Raw genomic sequence first — 17,860 nt, 5'->3', positions numbered from 1 at the left:
GTTCAAGTCGCGCATTGTAGGAGCGCGCCCCTGCGCGGTGGGTCCTGCTGGACAGAGATAGTTGGAGACGCCGTGAAATGCAATCACTTTCACCGGAGGCGATTCTGCGCCGCCAAAACCGGACCCCATGCCCCGCAACCACTCAGCCAGCGCACAAAGTATTCGCACTCTTGTGCATCGCGGTCGGGGGCGGCGTAGAATCCGGGCAACTATGCGCGACCCTCGACTCCAGAAACTGGCCGATGTGCTGGTGAACTACAGTGTCGGCGTCAAGAGCGGACAACTGGTGCGGATCAGCGGCCCGCCGGTTGCCACGCCCCTGATCGCCGAAGTCTACCGCTGCGTCATCGCCGCCGGCGGCAATCCGTTTGTCCGCATGGCGCCGGAGGAGCTGAGCGAGATCATGCTCAAGCACGGCAGCGAGCAGCAGCTCAAATACCTCAACCCGATCAGTCTGCTGGAGTACGAGAAGATCGACGCTTCGATCGGCATCTGGGCCGAGGAAAACACCCGCGCCCTGACCAACACCGACCCGAAGCGGATGAGCCTCTCGCAGGCGGCGCGCAAGCCGCTGATGGACATCTTCTTCAGCCGCGCCGCCGAGGGGAAGCTGAAGTGGACCGGCACGCAGTATCCCACCAACGCTGCGGCGCAGGACGCGGAGATGAGCCTGGAGGAGTACGAAGACTTCGTCTTTGGCGCCGGGCTGCTGCACCTGCCGGATCCGGTTGCGGCCTGGAAACAGATTTCCCAGCGCCAGCAGAGGCTGGTGGATTTCCTCAATGGAAAGAAGGACTACCGCGTGGTCGCCGCCAACGGCACCGATGTTCGCATGAGCATTGCGGGCATGACGTGGATCAACTGCGACGGGCACGAGAACTTTCCCGACGGGGAAGTCTTCACCGGGCCGGTGATCGACAGCGTCGAGGGGCAGATCAACTTCAGCTTTCCGGCGGTGCATCACGGCCGCGAGTGCGATGGAGTGAAGCTGACGTTCCGCAACGGCAAGGTGGTCGATGCCACGGCCAGCAAGGGACAGGATTTCCTGATCAGCATGCTGGACATGGACGGCGGCTCGCGTTTTCTGGGCGAGTGCGCCATCGGGACCAACTACGGGATTACCCGCTACACGCGAAATACGCTGTTTGACGAGAAGATCGGCGGCACGGTGCACTTTGCACTGGGGGCCGGATACCCGGAGACCGGCAACAAGAACCAGTCCGCGTTGCACTGGGACATGGTGGTGGATCTTCGCGGCGGCGGGTACGTCGAGGTGGATGGGGTGAAGATCAACGTGGACGGCAAATTCACGCGCGAGGAATGGCCGGCGGGATGACGCTCGCGTTGTCGTGCGGATCATTCGATGCGGGACAGCCGCACGCGTGCCTCCCACATTTGCGGATCCAGCTCCAGCGCCTTTTTGTATTCGGCTCGGGCGCGATCCTTGCGATCGAGCTGGTCGTACACCGAGGCCAGGTTGTAGTGCACCTCGGCGGGACGAAGCACGGTGGCGAGATGGGCTTCAGCCTCCTGAGCGCGGCCGAGTCGCGCCAGCATCAGTCCGTAGTTGATCCGGCACGGCTGGTTGTTCGGCTCCTTGCGAATGCCGGTCAGGTAGGCCTGTTCGGCCTCGCGCGTTTGCCCGGCCAGTTCATAGCAGAAACCCAGATTGCTGTAGGCCGTAGCCGAGCCATTGGTCGCGACCACGTATTGCTTCCAGACCTCCAAAGCCTGCTGATACTGCATGGCGCGGGCGTAGATCATTCCCATGCGGTAGAGGGAGGGCTGATGCTTGGGATCGGCCTTGAGCGCAGCGCGGTACTGCTCCAGTGCACGGTCGAGCTGTCCCTGGCTCTCGGCCAGTTGTCCGGCGGCGAAGCGTGTGTCGGCATTGAGCGGCGGATCGTTGGATTGCTCGAATCGCGAGTGGGTGGCGCTGAGGGCAGCGGCATCGCGGGAGCTGAGCTTTTCCACGCCGCTGCGCATCTGGCTGTCGTGGCGGTTGGGGTCTGCACAGCCAGCGGCGACGAACATGCCGGCCGCCAGCCCCGCCAACACCCTGCCCGCTGCCCACCTTCGGTTCGGTTTGCACTGTCGCATATCTGATCTATCGGATCGGCCAGGGCAGTTGGATCGGCAAAAAGTCTGAGCACAGGACCGCTCCAGGCTGTGTTTGTCGCCGCCGACGCGCCAACGCGCGACACCCGATGCAGGACCAAAAAGTCCTGTTTTTCCTAGGAAAATCGCAGATTTCCAAAACCAAACGTTCTTGAGTACATGGCAATGTTTCCATATAGTCCAACTCCCGTCCGTCGCAACGGAAATGGTTGCAGCAGTGTGCGAGTCGTGGTCGTAGTCGTCCCTGGCCGGTCAACACGCCGGCTTGTACTTCGCGGGTTCGAAGCATGCCGATTCCGACCGACACCTACTGGAACATCAAGCGGCTGAACGTCGTGTTCGCGCTGTCGGCGCTGCTGCTTTTGGCGGTGACCGGCTGGGCGATCATCCAGGATTACGGCAAGGACTGGCGCGTGCCGCAGAGACAGGCGCGGGTGTGGGAGGCGGCCCTGGTCGATGACAAGCTCCGCCGACAGATCACCGACGAGCAGCGCCAACAGCTTGCCGAGCTGGACAACCGCATCGCCCAGAACCAGCAGGAGCTGATCAAGGGCAACGACGCCTACCGCAAGCTCGTGGCCCAGCGCAAGGAGCTGGAGAGCCGTCGGGCCACCATCGAGTTCGAGCTGAACAACCTCAAGTCCGAAGTGCAGGTGATGGAGTCCAACCTTCAGGACGCCATCGCCGCCGACAACCGCAAGCGGATCCACGAATTGACCGCGGCGCTGGCCCAGCCCCGCAGGCAGGTGGCGGAATGGTCGGAGCAACTGGCGGCGCTGGCCGGGCAGATCAGCGAACTACGACGGCAGGAGGAGGCTCAGACCGCGGCGGTGGACGCGATGAAGAAACAGCGCGCCCAGCTCAGCGCCGACGCCGAGGCGCTGCGCAAGAAGCTGATCAGCCTGGATCCGAAGCGTCAGGGCGGGCTGCACGGTCTGCTGGGCGGCATCAGCAGTCAGTTGCGTGATGCGCCGCTGCTGGGGTTCATCAATCCCTCCGAGCGCGTTCAACAGGTAGTCCTGCCGGATATTCAGACCGACGTGGCGTTCATGAAGATCACCACGATCGACCGCTGCATGACCTGCCACGTCAACATCGCCAACAAAGACTTCACCGCCGAGAAAGTCCAGGGGTATCTGGAGGAGCAGCTTGGGGTTTGGCGGAAGCTGAACCTTCCGGAGCGTGCCAGCGGGCGGGCGGCCGACCCCTCCGCCACCGCCGCCGCGCCCGGCGCGGTGGCGATGCCGGAGTTCTGGCACACCTGGGCCGGCCTGCTGGCGCCGGAGCTGATCCGCAAGAACAACGTCCGCATCACCGCTGTCACCCGAAACGTCGGCAACGACAAGCCGATCAGCGTCAGCTACGACGGCCAGACGCTGGCGGAGTTCAAGTACGATCCTGCGGCGACGGATCCGGCCATCGTCGCGCGGCAGAACCAGATCCTTCTGGCGCTGCTGGATGTCTACGGCCGCTGGAGCAAGGGCGTGGAAGTGACGGCCACCCGCGGCAAGGCTGTAGCTACCATCTCGCCCGCCGCCGACGAACGCGCCATCACCACCTCGCGCAACATGGCGATGCGCTACGTCGAGGAGCTGAAGGCCGGACTTCTGGCGACGCTCCCGCCCGACGCGCGGCATCAGCTTCAGCAGCGCTATCGCCAGGCGATGACCGAAGAGCTGAACATCGCGCGCAAGCAGCAGGGCCTGCCGCCGCTGGATCCCTCGCCGGTACTGCTGGCGCATCCGAACCTGGAGCTGTATGTGGATGTGGACAGTCCGCACAGTTTCGAGACCGTCGGATGCACCAGTTGTCACGATGGTTCGGGGCAGGAGACGGATTTCGTGCTGGCGGCGCACGTGCCGCGGGACATCTTCGTGGATGCCAAAACCGGCGTGCCCGTGCTGCCGGCGCAGTTCACCGACGCATCGGCCAGGCATGATGACGCACACGCGTTTGATCTTTCGGACATGCTCCAGACAGCCGAGCATGCGCACGGGCTGCACCTGACGGCCCCGGCGACACAGCCTGTGCACCTCGATGCCGATCATGCCGACAGGCCCGTCGCCTACGTGGATCCGGTCACCGGCAGGCCGGGCAAGGCGATCAGGCAGATGGCCTACTGGAAGAAGACCTACGAGCCGAAGGCGCCGCGGAGTTTTGCGCTGGTTTACCACGAGTGGGACTGGCCGATGCGCTCGCGGCAGTACATTGAGGTCAACTGCGCCCGCTGCCACACGGATGTCTATGACATCAAGGAGACGGCCCCGACGCTGTACGAAGGCCGGCAGCTTTTCACGCAGCTTGGATGCGTCAACTGCCACCAGATGGACAGCATCCCCAGCTACGAGAATCGCAGAGTGGGGACGGATCTGCGGCACGTGACCGCCAAGCTTTCGCCCCAGTTCATCAACACGTGGATCTGGGCACCCAAGGCGTTTCGTCCGACGACGAAGATGCCGCACTTTTTCATGCTGGAGAACAACTCCAGCGATGAAGAGCTTCGCCGCACGCGCCAGGAGGCCCGCGCGATCACCGAATACCTGGTGCGCACCGCCACGCCCCTGCCGCCCAAACATGTCTACCCGCAGGGCGGGCGCGGCAGCCCCGAGGCGGGCAAGACCATCTTCGAGTCGATCGGTTGTCTGGCATGTCACCAGAACCTCAACGAGCGCGGTGAGCAGTGGATCACCACCGATCTTGTCAAACGCGAGGGTCTCAAACCCGACGAGGCGAAAAAACGCTACGACCAGATGGACTACAACCAGCGGCAGCTCTACGTGCAGCAGCACCTGAGCGAGCCGGCGAGCATGAACGAGCTGCCGATGTATCCCGACGGCTCGCCCAGACCCGTCTTCGTGCAGGTCGGCCCGGAGCTCAGCGGCATCGGCACCAAACTTCTTGCCGGACGCACCGAGGAGCAGGCCAGGCAGTGGCTTTTCGACTGGCTCAAAGAGCCAAACCACTACAGCCAATACACGATCATGCCCCGCCTGCGGCTCAGCGATCAGCAGGCGATGGATCTGGTGGCGTATCTGCTGGAGCAGAAACGCACCAGCACCGACCCCAACGACGCGTGGAAGCCGGGGCTGGCGCCGATCGACACTGCGAAACTGATCGAGATCACCTCGCTTCTGCTGCGCAGCCGCTTCAGCGCGCAGACGGCGCTGGCCAAGGCCGATGATGACGCGGAGCTGACCGAGCTGGCGGCCGCGGCCCTGACCACGCCAGCGAAATCCGCCCAGCAGGCCAGGGCCGAGGTCGCGCAGATGAGTCGCGACGAAAAGCGTCTGCTCTTCGTCGGACAGCGAATGATCGCGCACTACGGCTGCATGAGCTGCCATACGATCAACGGCATGGAAACCACCACCAGCCCCTGCACCAACCTCTCGGACTGGGGACAAAAGGGCGTGGACAAGCTGGACTTCGGGTATCTGGATGAGCACAAGGTTCACGACTTCCACAGGCAAGGCGTCTACACCAGGCCGGTTGCGATGGTGAACGCGCTGAGCGCCGAATCGTCCAGACTGGCACACGAGCCGCCCGGCGCAACGCCGACCGCCAGGCCCGTGGACGTCGCCTGGCCAAGTGTGGGGCATAGTCGCAACGACTGGCTGGTGCAGAAGCTGAAAAACCCGCGGATTTACGACCGGGGCAAGGCGTTGCTGGAGCCTGCGGGGGCAGACAACCCCGGCAAGCCATATGACAAGCTGAAGATGCCCGCGTTCTACCTGAACGACGGGCAGGTGCACGCGATCGCGACGTTCGTCCTGAGCAACCGCAACCGGCTGATCAGCGAGACACTGCACCGGCGGACGACGCACGAGCAGGCGCGGATCATCGCGCGCGGGCGAGAGCTGACCGAACGCTACAACTGCGTCTCCTGTCACCAGATCGAGAAGAACTCGCCGCAGATCCGGCAGTACTTCAAGCTGGAAGACATCGCGACCAAAGCCCCGCCATCGCTTCGCGGGGAGGGCAACAAGATCCAGCACGCCTGGCTGTTCAACTTTTTCAAGAACATCCAGCCGCTGCGCCCGCTGCTGGGGGAGATGGGCAACGGGATTCGCATGCCCAGCTTCCCGGCCAGCGACGAGGAGTGGACCGCCATCATCGCCTACTTCAACGCCATCTCCAGGAAAGAGTCCAGCCAGCTCGGCAGGCAACTGGGCCTGATCGCCAAGTACACCGACTCGCAGCGCAAGGCCGCCACGCAGCCCGGCGATGCCGAGAGCGCGGGAGATGACTGGTGGCAGCGTCCCGAATTTGCCCGGGCGGCGCGACACCTGAAGGAGTGGGGACTGACCTACGGCCACATCAAGCCGATCGAAGTCGGCCCGACGGCATCGGCGGCGGATTTGACCAGGGTCTACAAGACGCTGCTGTTCAAGGCCCGCTTCACTCGCGAGCTGTATGACTCGCCCTATCCGTTCGTGGATTCCCCCCGGCCGCAGATCGGCGACGAGCGCTTCCGCCTCGGCGAGCAATTCTTCTACGAGATGCAGTGCCTCAAGTGCCACGTGCTGGGCGATCCCAGCGCGACGGGCGCCACGCGATCCCCGACGGCGCCGAACCTGTCGCTGGCCTACGAACGTTTGCAGCAGCGGTGGGTGCGGCACTGGGTGCAGGAGCCGAACATCATCCAGGTCGGCACCGCCATGCCTCCGTTCTTCACGGGACTGGCGGTATTCAGGCCGCAGGGCCAGCCCTGGCCGGCGTCGCAGGGGGCGGCCGAAGAAGAGGTGCGCCGCGTAGAAGCCAAGTACGGCCATACGGTCGAGCAGCAGACGGCGTTGCTGCTTGACTTTCTTTACGCCGCCGGCGCCCGCGGATACACGGGCGTTCAGCCCGCCGCCACCACGCCGACCACCGCGCCAACGACTTCGCCGTCCGCTGATGCAACGGATCAGAAACATGAAATGACACGAAGCTATGCCAACACGAATCAGTGAGCTGTGCCTATGATGAGTCGCGTCGCACAAGCGGCACATCTCGGCTCTTACAACCTGCTGGAGGATCACGCATGCGTTTTCGTTCCTGTCGTTGCTGTCTGTTCGTCGCCGTTGTGTTCGTCGCCTGGCTTGGATTCGGCGCACTGGCCGGCGCCGATGTCACCGGCAAGGTCAAGCTCGAAGGCAAAGCGCCCGAGCCGAAGGAGATCGACATGTCCGGCGTGAAGGAATGCGCCGCGCAGCACGCCGACCCCGTTTATGAAGAAACGATCGTCGCCGGCGAAAATGGAGAGCTGGCCAACGTCGTGGTCGCGGTCAAGGCCGAAGAAGCCGCCGCTCTGGGTGGAGAGGTTCCAAAGGAGCCGGCCGTGCTCGATCAGAAGGGCTGCCAGTACATCCCCCACGTGCTGGCGATGATGGTCGGGCAGGAGCTGGTAGTGAGAAACGACGATCCGTTCCTGCACAACGTCCACTCGCTGGCACAGATCAACCCGGCGTTCAACTTCGGCCAGCCCAACAAGGATCCGGGCAAGAAAGTCGATCCGCCCAAGGCCCCGGAGAACATCAAGGTCAAATGCGACGTGCATCCGTGGATGAGCGCCTGGATCATCGTGCATGATCACCCGTTCTTCGCCGTCTCTGGTGAAGACGGCAGCTTCACGATCAAGGGCCTGCCCGACGGCGAGTACACGCTTACCGCCTGGCACGAAAAACTGGGCACGCAGGAAACCAGGGTGACAGTCAAGGACGGCAAGGGCGAAGTGCCGCAGATCGTTTTCAAGGCCGGCAGCGCCGACGCGGGCAGCGCCACTCCGGGCGCGGCAATCAGCGCCTCGGCGACCAGCGAATCGACCCGGACCAGCGCCGGCGCAGTGGCCGGGCAGTGCTGCGGCAAGTGCGCAAAGTAGTCATTCCAGCGGAGTCCAAGATCGTGAGCAGGCTATTAACCCGCGCGGCACGGGGGCTGAAAGGGCGACGTGCCGCCCTGTGCATCGTTTCACTTCTGGCGTTGCTGGCCATCGCTTCGCCGGCGCTGGCGGAGGTCAACCCCGGCTGGGGGCGGTGGTGGCTTCCGCCCGACCGCTCGACGCACGGCCATGCCGTCGACACGCTGTTCTACTGGATCTTCTGGATCACGATGATCGCGTTCGTCGGCGTCGAGCTGCTGCTGATCATCTTCCTGATCCAGTACCGCCGAAATCCCAATCGCAAAAAGGCCTATTTCACCCACGGCAACACGCGACTGGAGATGGCCTGGACGATCGCACCGGCGCTGATCCTGGCGGGGCTGGCGATGGGCAGCAAGAAGGCATGGGATCACTACCGCTACTCCCCTATTTCCCAGGACCCCAGCCGCGCCAAAATCCTTGTCATCGGCGAGCAGTTCAAGTGGAACATCATCTACCCCGGACCGGATGGGCAGTTCGGGCGATACCTGGTCTATCCCAAGCCCACCGATGCGAAGTGGCCGGTGGATGCCCAGGGAAAGGACGTGATGTTCTGGAACGTTCCCGGGCCGGCATCGCTGCCATACGACCAGGCCGTCGCCGCCATCAACGCCTACATCGACGGCCAGAACAAACTGGGCAAGGACTTTTCCGATCCGGCGGGCAAGGATGACGACTGGCAGAGCGCTCTGGGCCGGCCGCTGTACGTGCCGGTGAATCGCCCGATCGAGGTGCAGCTCACCAGCAAGGACGTGCTGCACGACTTTTTCCTGCCCAACTTCCGCGTCAAGCTCGACGCCGTGCCGGGGATGCGCGGGCACATTTACTTTCAGGCGACGATGACCAGCCGTCAGCGCGAGGCCGCCACCCGACGCAAATACAGCCTCGATGAGCTGAGCCGGATCTTCGCCGCCGATGCCAAGGCTCCGTTCAACATCATCATCAATGAGAACGAGAAGACCGAAGGGGCCGAGGACTACAAGCCCCCGCGCGGCGCGCGATACTGGCGATACAAGGACCAGCAAAATCGCACGATCATCCGCGACGGCGCCGCACTGACCGTCGAGGCGCTGGCGAAGCTGAAAGAGGCGGGCGTGAGCGAGGTCTGGGCCTACCGCAGCGGCGCCTGGGAGCTGGTCTGCGAAGAGCTGTGCGGGCAGGGGCACAACACGATGACCACGCCGCTGATCGTGCTGGATCAGGAGGAATATGACCAGCGCGGCTTCGACCGCCCGGCCAGACCGGTCCCGGCCCCGACGACAGCCCCCACCATTGCGATGAATTAGCACAACGTATCACGAGAAAGAGTCATGACCGCGATCCCCCGTCCCCTCGATTACGTGCACGACGAATCCCACGAGCATGCCCACGTCCATCACGAGATCGGGTTCGTCAGGAAGTACATCTTCTCCTGCGACCACAAGATCATCGGCATCCAGTTCCTGTTCATGGGACTGCTGTTCATGATCCTGGGCGGGATGCTGGCGATGCTGATCCGCTGGCAGCTCAAGGACCCCGGCCAGCCGGTCCCCATCCTCAGCAAGCTGATGGGCTGGCCCGGCGGCATGCCGCCGGACTTTTACATGATGGTCATGACCATGCACGCGACGATCATGATCTTCTTCGTGATCATCGTGCTGCTGGTGGGCACGTTCGGGAACTACCTGATTCCGCTGAAGATCGGGGCCGGGGACATGGCGTTTCCGTTTCTCAACGGCCTGGCGTTCTGGAGCGCGCTGCCCGCGGGGGCGATCATGCTGGCGGCGTTCTTCCTGCCCGGCGGCGCCGCGGCGGCGGGGTGGACCAGCTATCCCCCCCTCAGCGCCATCCAGTACAACGGCGCCGGACCCGTCGCCTACGCCGCCAATCTGCTGCGGCCCGCCAACAGCACCTGGCCGATGACCCCGGTCATCCTCCAGTTCCTGGCGCAATCGCTGTTCATCGGGTACATCTGCGCCTACTACGTGAACGTGGGGAACAAATACGCCGACCGTATCCTGGGTACGGCGCTGGCGATTGTCGGGGGCGTGATCCTCACCCGGCTGGTTCAACCGGTCGCGTTCGACGGACAGTCCGCCTGGTTCTTCAGCATCTTCTGGCTGGGATTCTCCAGCCTCATGGGCGCGGTCAATTATCTCACCACGGTCATCAAGCTCCGCTGCCCGGGCATGACGATGTTCCGACTGCCCCTGAGCGTCTGGAGCCTGTTCATCACCTCACTGCTGGTGCTGCTGGCCACGCCGGTGCTGGCCAGCGCGCTGATGGTCAACCTGCTGGATCACCACCGCTGGACCAGCTTCTTCCTGCCGTTCAACTGGACGCTCAGCGGACAGGTGCAGGCCAACTCCGGCGGCGGCTACGCGCTGCTGCACCAGCACCTGTTCTGGTTCTACTCGCACCCGGCGGTTTACATCATGATCCTGCCGGCGATGGGCATGACCAGCGACATCCTCGCGACATTCGCGCGAAAGCCGATCTTCGGCTACCGCCCGATGGTCTACGCCATCGCCGGCATCGCGTTCCTGGGGTTCATCGTCTGGGCGCACCATATGTTCCAGAGCGGCATGAACCCGACGCTGGCCACGAGCTTCGCCGTCAGCACCATGTTCATCGCCGTCCCCAGCGCCATCAAAACCTTCAACTGGCTGGGCACGCTGTGGCGGGGCAACATCCGCTTCACCGTGCCGATGTGCAACGCGCTGGCGTTCGTGAGCATGTTCGTCATCGGCGGCCTGAGCGGAATCTTCATGGCCTCCACCGCCGTTGACGTGCACATCCACGACACCTACTTCATCGTGGCCCACATCCATTACGTGCTGTTCGGCGGGTCGATGTTCGGCATCTTCGCGGCGATCTACTACTATTACCCCAAGATGTTCGGGCGGATGATGAACGACAAGCTGGGATACATTCACTTTGTCCTCAGCTTCATCTTCTTCAACGGGACTTTCTTCGCGATGCACATCCTGGGCATCCGCGGATTCCCACGCCGCATCGCCGATTACCTCAACTACACCAGCTTCAGCGATCTTCAGCCCATGAACGAGTTCATCAGTTGGTGCGCCTTCGGGCTGGGCCTCAGCCAGATCCCGTTCGTGATCAACTTCATCGGCTCGTGGATCTGGGGCAAAAAGGCGCCGCGCAACCCCTGGGAGGCCACCACGCTGGAGTGGGAGACCGAAAGCCCCCCGCCGCACGGAAACTTTGCGAAGGTCCCGGTTGTGCACCACGGCCCCTATGAATACGCTTCGCCGCTGGTTGAGGAAGACTATCTGCCGCAGACCCGGTACGTGCCCGGGGCGGAGAAGCTTGTGGTCAAACACTGAGCAGATCGAGGATTTGAGATTTGCCGATCACGATGACCGACTCGCCTTACATACCCCTGCTTCATCGCACCGCCCAACTGACGGTGGCGGCGACGCTGCTGCTGATCTTCATGGGCGGGCTGGTAACCTCGCACGGCGCAGGCATGAGCGTGCCCGACTGGCCCAACAGCTACGGGTACAACATGTTCACCTTCCCGCCGAGCAAATGGATTGGCGGGATCTTCTACGAGCACACCCACCGACTCATGGGCACTGTCGTCGGCATGCTCTCGATCGCAATGGTCGTCATCGCGTTCAAGCTCGAGCCGAGGCGATGGGTGCGATGGCTCACCGCCGGCGTGCTGGGCGCAGTGATCTTCCAAGGCGTGCTGGGTGGGCTTCGCGTCGTGCTGGTCGAGCTTGATCTGGCGATCGTGCATGCGTGCGTCGCACAGGCATTCCTGTGTCTGGCAGCCCTCGTCGCGATCGTCACATCGAAGTGGTGGCTGAGCGCCCCGCCCGATCCTCAACCCAGCCCCAACCGCCTGATCGGCATCGCACTGGCGTGCGCCGTGGCGATCTATCTCCAGCTCATCATCGGCGCGATGATGCGCCACTACGGAGCCGGTCTTGCCATCCCGGATTTCCCGCTGCACTACGGCAGGCTCGTTCCGCCCCTGGATCAGCAGTCGCTGGCGATCGCCAACGAAGCTCGCATCGCGATGCAGCTCGGGCCGGTGACGCTGGGGCAGGTCTGGCTGCACTTGGGCCACCGGATCGGGGCGCTGATCGTGAGCATCCTGATCATCACGACCGCGGCGGCGGCACTTACCCGGCACCGTGAGCTTCGCCTGCGCCGGCCCGCGCTTCTGCTGGTTGCGCTGCTGATCGCCCAGCTTGTGCTGGGGATCCTGACGGTGCTGTGGCGCAAGCCCGCGGACGTGGCGTCGCTGCACGTGGCGGTGGGCGCGCTGACGCTCATGACCACATTCGTACTGTTGATCCGCGCGATCCGCCTGTATTCGCCGATCTTTCGACGATCGGCGCGGCGGCGCGGAATTGAAGTCTCCAACCTGAAATCCAACCAAGCCTCGATCGTTCCCGCATGAAAACTACCGTCGACATCGTCGATCTACCCGTACTCGCCGGCCGCGGCGTGGCGCCCGCCGCCCCCGCCTCGCGGCTGGCCGACTATTACGAGCTGACCAAGCCCCGCATGAACTTCCTGGTCGTGATCACGACGATGGTGGGCTTCTGCATGGCGGGGCGAATCGGGGCGATCAACTGGCTGCTGCTGGTGCACACGCTGCTGGGCACGGCGCTCACCGCCGCCAGTGCCGCGGTGCTCAATCAGCTCATCGAGCGCGACGCCGATGCAAAGATGCCCCGCACGCGCAATCGCCCCATCGCCGCCGGACGCATCTCGGCGCTTCAGGCGGCTGCCTGCGGCCTCTTGATGGGCCTTCTCGGCGTCGGCTATCTTGCCCTGGCGGTGAACCTGCTGACCGCCCTGCTGGGGCTGGCCACACTGCTGCTGTACATCCTGGTCTACACGCCGCTGAAGCGCGTCACCAGCCTCAACACGGTGGTAGGCGCAGTCCCCGGCGCCATCCCGCCGGTCATGGGCTTCACCGCCGTACACAACGCCCTCTCGCTGGACGCCCTGGCCGTGTTCGCGATCCTGTTCTTCTGGCAGATGCCTCACTTTCTGGCGATCGCGATCCTGTACCGGCGCGATTATGAGGCAGGAGGATTCCGCATGCTGCCATGCGTCGATCCGGGGCTGCGGATCACCAGCCGGATGATCCTGCTCTACTCGGCGGCGCTGCTGCCGGTGAGCCTGCTGCCGGCGATTCTGGGTATCAGTGGCGCGACGTATTTCACGGCGGCGGTGCTGCTGGGGCTGGCGTTTTTCTCCTGCGCCGTTTCCTGCGCCACCACCCGCTGCCGCGCCGACTCCCGGCAGTTGTTCTTCGCCTCGATCATCTATCTGCCCCTGCTGCTGGGGTTCATGATGTTCGACAAGATCGGATAACGGATTTCGATTCGTGATGAGACTGAGTTTAACGATCTTCGCTGCGATGGGGTTGCTCGCCGTGGTGAGCGGATGCGATCAGTCCACCAATGCAGACCAGACTCCGGCGGCGGTGAGCCGGGTCGTCACCGGCAACGGCATCATTCGCGGCCGCGTGCAGTTCGTTGGCAAGCCGCCGGCGCCGAAGCTGCTGCGCAACTCCCCCTGCTGCGACGGCGCGCCCGCCGAGCATGTGGACGAGACCCTGATCGTCAGCCCCGACGGCTCGCTGCGCAACGTCTTCGTCTTCATCGAAGGGATCGGCCCGACGGATGGTTCGGCCCGCTCGCCGGCCCTGCTGGATCAGATTCACTGCCGCTACGAGCCGCACGTTTTGGGCGTGCAGGTGGGCCAGGCGCTTCGCGTCCGCTCCAGCGATCCGACGATGCACAACGTGCACTACGTGCCGCGGAAGAACCGGGCCAGAAACCTGAGCATGACCCGCGCCGGCGAGGAAACGGTCGTGTCGTTTACCCATCCGGAGTTCATCCGCATCAAGTGCGACGTGCATCCGTGGATGACCGCCTGGGTGGGGGTCTTCGAGAACCCGTTTTTCGACGTCACCGGCGACCAGGGCACGTTCCAGATCACCGGCCTGCCGCACGGAGAATACGAACTGGTTGCCTGGCATGAACTGCTGGGGCGGCAGCAGCAGAAGGTCGCGGTCGGCGATGAGCCGATCCACGTGGAACTGAAATTCGGAAAGGCGCAGTAAAGGAGCCACTGGCGTGTCGGAAACAATCCTGAATCACGGCTACATTCCCGAGGAACACGCTCCGGACCCGGTGATCAGCCACGGCGATCCGACCCCGCCGGGCAAGATCGGCATCTGGCTGTTCCTGGCGTCGGAGATCATGTTCTTCATCGGGGTCCTGGGCAGCTACATCGTGCTGCGCAGCGGATCCCCGGCGCTGTTCGCCAAACATGCCGAGGCGCTGAGCAAGACGCTGGCGGGCATCAACACGCTGGTGCTGATCCTCAGCTCGGTGACGATGTACATCGCGGTGGATTCGGCCCACAGCGGGCGTCGCGGGCGCACGATCGCCGCCCTGCTGGCCACTATCCTGTGCGGCCTGACGTTCATGGGGATCAAGTACGTCGAGTACGAGGCGAAATTCACGCATCACACGCTGGTGGCCCGGGAGTCGCCCACCGGCGGGCCGGTGTACGTCTACGACGGGCACGTTCACGCCCAGGGCGACGAGCGAACGCTTGTCGGCTATCGCGCCGACACCGCCGATATCCCCGGCTTCAACATCCACCTGGTCTCCGAACACGATGTGAAAAACGCCAGCCGCCAGACCGAGCCGCGGGAGTTTGCGATGCCACAGGTCGTCGCCCAGGACATCACCTACGGCCCGTGGAAGAACATCTTTTATGCCAGCTATTTCACGACGACCGGCGTGCACGGGGCGCACGTGGTCGGCGGGATCATCGCGCTGAGTTTGCTGCTGGCGCATGCCCTGCGGGGCAAAGTCCTGCCGGCCCATACCGAATACGTCGGCCTGTACTGGCACTTCGTGGATCTGGTCTGGATTTTCCTTTTCCCGCTGCTGTATCTGATCTGACCGGCCGGTTGCCGCTCGCCAGCGGCCGGTTGCGAGCAACGCGTTATGAGCCTGTGGAGCTGAATATGTCGCACGAAACTTCGAACCACTCTGCCGAGGAGCCGCACGACGTCTCCCGCCCCGCGCCGCATCATCACGTGGCCTACCTCAAGGTCTTCGCGGCACTGGTGGTGCTGACGATCATCACCGTGCTGGTGGGCATCAAGATGCGTTTCCAGCACGAGGTCGTAAACGTGCTGGTGGCGTTGCTGATCGCGGCGGTCAAGGCGTCGCTGGTGGCGCTGTTCTTCATGCACCTGAAGTTCGAGGGCAAACTCATCTACATGATCTTCCTGGTGCCGCTGGGGTTGTGCATCCTGCTGGTGCTGGCCCTGCTGCCGGACCTGCTGCCGATCGGCGATCACTCCCTGATGCTCTTCAACACCCCGGAGATGCTGCATCCTCCCGCGCATGCAGCCGGCGGCGGGCACTGAACGGGACCGGCGCAACAGCAGCCAGGCTCAATAGCAACCGTGACCAACGCGACGGCTCAGGCCATCGCGGGCATGTTCAGTTCGGCGCTGGCTGGCGGGGAAATCGCGGCGCCTGCCGCCGCGTTGGTCCGCTGGCTGCGGTTGGAGACGATCTGCACGGTGTAGTTGTCCACCGGGATTTGAACCATGTTGCCATCGCCGATGTTCACCCGGCCATTGAGCGCATAGAACACCTGCTTGCCGTTGCGGCGATTGCAGATCACATTGTTCATGCGCAGCAACCCCAGGTGGTGCGAGACGGTCGGCTGGGGCAGTTTCAGCCGCTCGCACAGTGTGGTGACGTTCTGCTCGCCGTCAGCGAGCAGCATCAGGATGTTCAGCCGGGTCTTGTCCGAGAGCAGCCTGAACACCGTGGTGAGCTGGTCCAAGTCCTGTTCGGTCGCGTCGGATTGCGCTAGCTTGGACATGGCAACCTCGTCGTCTGGAAATATCTGGAAAGGTACTTGCGACGCAATCTCACTATAGGCCCGCTCCCGTTTTTTCGCCAGAAAATCGCCTCTACAGCCGTCGGTAACGCCTTTGGGCAACCATTCAACCCCCCTGCGGCATGCCCGGCAGGCTTGCGTTAAGATCCCACGCCATGTCCGCCCCCTACGTCGTGGCCGTCACCGATTTCATCACCGACTCACTTGAGCCTGAGCGGCGCGTGCTCGGCGATATCGCGTCGGTGGTCGCGCTCAACGCCGACCATGAAGACAAGCTCGCCGGCCGAATCGAGCACGTCGATGCCATCATGCAGTATCACAGCATCCTCCTGACGGCTGGCACGATCCGCAGGCTGTCCCGATGCAGGGTGATCGTGCGATGCGGGGTGGGATACGACAACATCGACTGCGCCGCGGCGAGGCAGGCGGGCATCCCCGTGTGCAATATCCCTGACTACGGCACTGAAGACGTGGCCGACACCGCCATCGGCATGGCGCTGACATTGACCCGGGGCATCGCCTATCTGAATTCGCACCTGCGCGCCGACATCCGCCAATGGACCTATCTGCTGGGCGCACCGCGGCATCGATTGCGCGGTCGCGTCTTCGGAATCGTCGGCCTGGGCAGGATCGGCACCGCCGCCGCACTTCGCGCAAAGGCCCTGGGAATGCAGGTGCATTTCCACGATCCGTACAAGCCCGACGGCTACGACAAGGCACTGGGAATCGTCCGCGCCACGAGTCTGGACGAGCTTCTATCCGCAAGTTTCGTACTCAGCCTGCATTGCCCGCTCACCGATCAGACCAGACACCTGATCAACGCCCAACGCCTGCGACAGTTGCCGCAGGGTTCCTATCTGGTGAATACCGCGCGGGGCGGGATTGTGGACACGGCGGCGGTCGTCGAGGCAATCGCCTGCGGGCAGCTTGCCGGGGCGGCGCTGGACGTGCTGCCCGGCGAGCCGCCCGACCCGGATGATCCGCTCATTCGGGCCTGGCGCGACCCGTCGCATCCGGCACACCATCGGATCATCCTCAATCCGCATTCGGCGTTCTATTCTGAGCAGGGCCTTCTGGAAATGCGCACTCGCGCGGCTCAGACCTGCCGCGCCGCACTGCTGGGACAACCCCTGCGCAATGTGGTCAACGCCGACGAGTGACGCCCGCCATGCCTCGCTTGCGCCCCGCAGCGATTCTGGCTGCGGCCTGGCGGTTGGTCGGTTTTCATCGGCTGATCTGGGCCATGCCGATCTGCGGCTGGCCGTGCCGCTGGGGATAGACCGTCGCAAAATACATCACCAGCAGGATCGCCACCCAGATGAGCAGCAGGATCATCAGCCCGATGAACAGCCTGCGCCTGGGACGCAGCGGCCGGGCGGGAGCGACGCCGCCGCCGGACGGGCGATTGGCGGCATTGCCGCGACGGCCCGGTTCAGTGCGGGTGTTCTTGCCGGCGCCGGCGGTCACGTGGTTCGCCCCTCGCTGGTCTGCTTCTGCGCCGGTTCCAGGGGGATGCGGTAGCTGGACTCAAACGCCGTGCGGAAGTCGTACACGTCGCGGAAATCATCCAGCGTGTCCTGCTCGGTCTTCTGCATCAGCCCGTTGTCCACCATCGCGAACACGATCCGCCCGAAATCCAGCGTCGAGTGAATGTTCCACCGCCGCAGCACCGTCCGCGCCAGCAATCCCCATCTGAGAAGCGCATATTCGCGCAGGCCGTGGCAGAGCTGCTGGCCGGTCACGTGCCGGCTGGCGTGTGGATCGCGTTTGTGGCCATGGATCTTCTGCACGGTGTAGCTCAACCCCTGCTGCACAAACTGGAACGCTTCCAGCGGATAGCGGTCCAGCTCGCTGACAAGTTGATCCAGCGAGCGCGGCTGGATGGATTCTCTGTCACCAGACGGCGGCATGAGCCTGAATGTATCACGTCGCCGAGGCGAT

At 63.7% G+C, this 17,860-nt stretch carries 15 protein-coding genes; 11 read left to right on the top strand and 4 right to left on the bottom strand.

Annotated features, from left to right (window positions below; all coding sequences use genetic code 11):
* Positions 1-211 precede the first annotated feature (211 nt).
* Positions 212-1,336 carry an aminopeptidase gene (locus tag ACQS5P_RS13970; RefSeq protein ID WP_428937235.1) on the top strand — a complete coding sequence of 375 codons (1,125 nt, stop codon included), beginning with the start codon at positions 212-214 and terminating at the stop codon, positions 1,334-1,336.
* A gap of 20 nt (positions 1,337-1,356) precedes the next feature.
* Here ACQS5P_RS13970 and ACQS5P_RS13965 read toward each other — a convergent pair whose 3' ends face one another.
* On the bottom strand, positions 1,357-2,100 hold the full coding sequence (locus ACQS5P_RS13965) for a tetratricopeptide repeat protein (RefSeq protein ID WP_428937234.1): 744 nt from the start codon (positions 2,098-2,100) through the stop codon (positions 1,357-1,359).
* A gap of 305 nt (positions 2,101-2,405) precedes the next feature.
* On the opposite strand from ACQS5P_RS13965, the gene ACQS5P_RS13960 reads away from it, so the two are divergent.
* The 9 genes from ACQS5P_RS13960 (at position 2,406) to ACQS5P_RS13920 (ending at position 15,434) form a co-directional block, all read left to right on the top strand.
* A complete protein-coding gene (locus ACQS5P_RS13960) occupies positions 2,406-7,067 on the top strand; it encodes a c-type cytochrome (RefSeq protein ID WP_428937233.1) in 4,662 nt (1,553 codons plus the stop codon).
* 71 nt (positions 7,068-7,138) lie between these two features.
* Positions 7,139-7,975: a carboxypeptidase regulatory-like domain-containing protein gene (locus ACQS5P_RS13955; protein ID WP_428937232.1), complete on the top strand. Its 837-nt coding sequence runs from the start codon at positions 7,139-7,141 to the stop codon at positions 7,973-7,975.
* 23 nt (positions 7,976-7,998) lie between these two features.
* Positions 7,999-9,300, top strand: coding sequence for a cytochrome c oxidase subunit II (locus ACQS5P_RS13950; RefSeq protein ID WP_428937231.1), 1,302 nt, complete (start codon positions 7,999-8,001; stop codon positions 9,298-9,300).
* 24 nt (positions 9,301-9,324) lie between these two features.
* The gene (locus ACQS5P_RS13945) at positions 9,325-11,340 is read left to right on the top strand and encodes a cytochrome c oxidase subunit I (RefSeq protein ID WP_428937230.1); all 2,016 of its coding nucleotides are present in this window, start codon (positions 9,325-9,327) and stop codon (positions 11,338-11,340) included.
* Positions 11,341-11,360: 20 nt separating this feature from the next.
* Positions 11,361-12,428, top strand: coding sequence for a COX15/CtaA family protein (locus ACQS5P_RS13940; RefSeq protein ID WP_428937229.1), 1,068 nt, complete (start codon positions 11,361-11,363; stop codon positions 12,426-12,428).
* On the top strand, positions 12,425-13,354 hold the full coding sequence (gene cyoE, locus ACQS5P_RS13935; RefSeq protein ID WP_428937228.1) for a heme o synthase: 930 nt from the start codon (positions 12,425-12,427) through the stop codon (positions 13,352-13,354). The genes ACQS5P_RS13940 and cyoE overlap by 4 nt, the downstream gene beginning before the upstream one ends.
* 16 nt (positions 13,355-13,370) lie before the next feature.
* On the top strand, positions 13,371-14,108 hold the full coding sequence (locus ACQS5P_RS13930; protein ID WP_428937227.1) for a carboxypeptidase regulatory-like domain-containing protein: 738 nt from the start codon (positions 13,371-13,373) through the stop codon (positions 14,106-14,108).
* A gap of 13 nt (positions 14,109-14,121) precedes the next feature.
* The gene (locus ACQS5P_RS13925; RefSeq protein WP_428937226.1) at positions 14,122-14,961 is read left to right on the top strand and encodes a cytochrome c oxidase subunit 3; all 840 of its coding nucleotides are present in this window, start codon (positions 14,122-14,124) and stop codon (positions 14,959-14,961) included.
* A 65-nt stretch (positions 14,962-15,026) separates the two neighbouring features.
* Positions 15,027-15,434: a cytochrome C oxidase subunit IV family protein gene (locus ACQS5P_RS13920; RefSeq protein ID WP_428937225.1), complete on the top strand. Its 408-nt coding sequence runs from the start codon at positions 15,027-15,029 to the stop codon at positions 15,432-15,434.
* A gap of 56 nt (positions 15,435-15,490) precedes the next feature.
* On the opposite strand, the gene ACQS5P_RS13915 is transcribed toward ACQS5P_RS13920, so the two are convergent.
* Positions 15,491-15,901 carry an ArsR/SmtB family transcription factor gene (locus ACQS5P_RS13915; protein ID WP_428937224.1) on the bottom strand — a complete coding sequence of 137 codons (411 nt, stop codon included), beginning with the start codon at positions 15,899-15,901 and terminating at the stop codon, positions 15,491-15,493.
* 173 nt (positions 15,902-16,074) lie between these two features.
* On the opposite strand from ACQS5P_RS13915, the gene ACQS5P_RS13910 reads away from it, so the two are divergent.
* Positions 16,075-17,079 carry a C-terminal binding protein gene (locus ACQS5P_RS13910; protein WP_428937223.1) on the top strand — a complete coding sequence of 335 codons (1,005 nt, stop codon included), beginning with the start codon at positions 16,075-16,077 and terminating at the stop codon, positions 17,077-17,079.
* A gap of 64 nt (positions 17,080-17,143) precedes the next feature.
* On the opposite strand, the gene ACQS5P_RS13905 is transcribed toward ACQS5P_RS13910, so the two are convergent.
* Together ACQS5P_RS13905 and ACQS5P_RS13900 are read right to left on the bottom strand one after the other, a co-directional pair.
* On the bottom strand, positions 17,144-17,386 hold the full coding sequence (locus ACQS5P_RS13905; protein WP_428937222.1) for a hypothetical protein: 243 nt from the start codon (positions 17,384-17,386) through the stop codon (positions 17,144-17,146).
* Complete coding sequence (locus tag ACQS5P_RS13900) at positions 17,383-17,829, bottom strand: Minf_1886 family protein (RefSeq protein WP_428937221.1); 447 nt, start codon at positions 17,827-17,829, stop codon at positions 17,383-17,385. The genes ACQS5P_RS13905 and ACQS5P_RS13900 overlap by 4 nt, the downstream gene beginning before the upstream one ends.
* Between the last annotated feature and the right edge of the window lie 31 nt (positions 17,830-17,860).

The sequence above is a fragment of the Fontivita pretiosa genome (assembly GCF_050410795.1).
Taxonomy (GTDB): domain Bacteria; phylum Planctomycetota; class Phycisphaerae; order Tepidisphaerales; family Tepidisphaeraceae; genus Fontivita; species Fontivita pretiosa.
Note: the sequence above shows the minus strand (reverse complement) of the source record. Positions and strands in the feature narration are given on the sequence as shown.

Bases quoted from the DNA above. Each gene is read 5' to 3' on its own strand.
- ACQS5P_RS13970 (WP_428937235.1), top strand. From the start codon at position 212: ATGCGCGACCCTCGACTCCAGAAACTGGCCGATGTGCTGGTGAACTAC.
- ACQS5P_RS13965 (WP_428937234.1), bottom strand. From the start codon at position 2,100: ATGCGACAGTGCAAACCGAACCGAAGGTGGGCAGCGGGCAGGGTGTTG.
- ACQS5P_RS13960 (WP_428937233.1), top strand. From the start codon at position 2,406: ATGCCGATTCCGACCGACACCTACTGGAACATCAAGCGGCTGAACGTC.
- ACQS5P_RS13955 (WP_428937232.1), top strand. From the start codon at position 7,139: ATGCGTTTTCGTTCCTGTCGTTGCTGTCTGTTCGTCGCCGTTGTGTTC.
- ACQS5P_RS13945 (WP_428937230.1), top strand. From the start codon at position 9,325: ATGACCGCGATCCCCCGTCCCCTCGATTACGTGCACGACGAATCCCAC.
- cyoE (WP_428937228.1), top strand. From the start codon at position 12,425: ATGAAAACTACCGTCGACATCGTCGATCTACCCGTACTCGCCGGCCGC.
- ACQS5P_RS13930 (WP_428937227.1), top strand. From the start codon at position 13,371: ATGAGACTGAGTTTAACGATCTTCGCTGCGATGGGGTTGCTCGCCGTG.
- ACQS5P_RS13920 (WP_428937225.1), top strand. From the start codon at position 15,027: ATGTCGCACGAAACTTCGAACCACTCTGCCGAGGAGCCGCACGACGTC.
- ACQS5P_RS13915 (WP_428937224.1), bottom strand. From the start codon at position 15,901: ATGTCCAAGCTAGCGCAATCCGACGCGACCGAACAGGACTTGGACCAG.
- ACQS5P_RS13910 (WP_428937223.1), top strand. From the start codon at position 16,075: ATGTCCGCCCCCTACGTCGTGGCCGTCACCGATTTCATCACCGACTCA.
- ACQS5P_RS13900 (WP_428937221.1), bottom strand. From the start codon at position 17,829: ATGCCGCCGTCTGGTGACAGAGAATCCATCCAGCCGCGCTCGCTGGAT.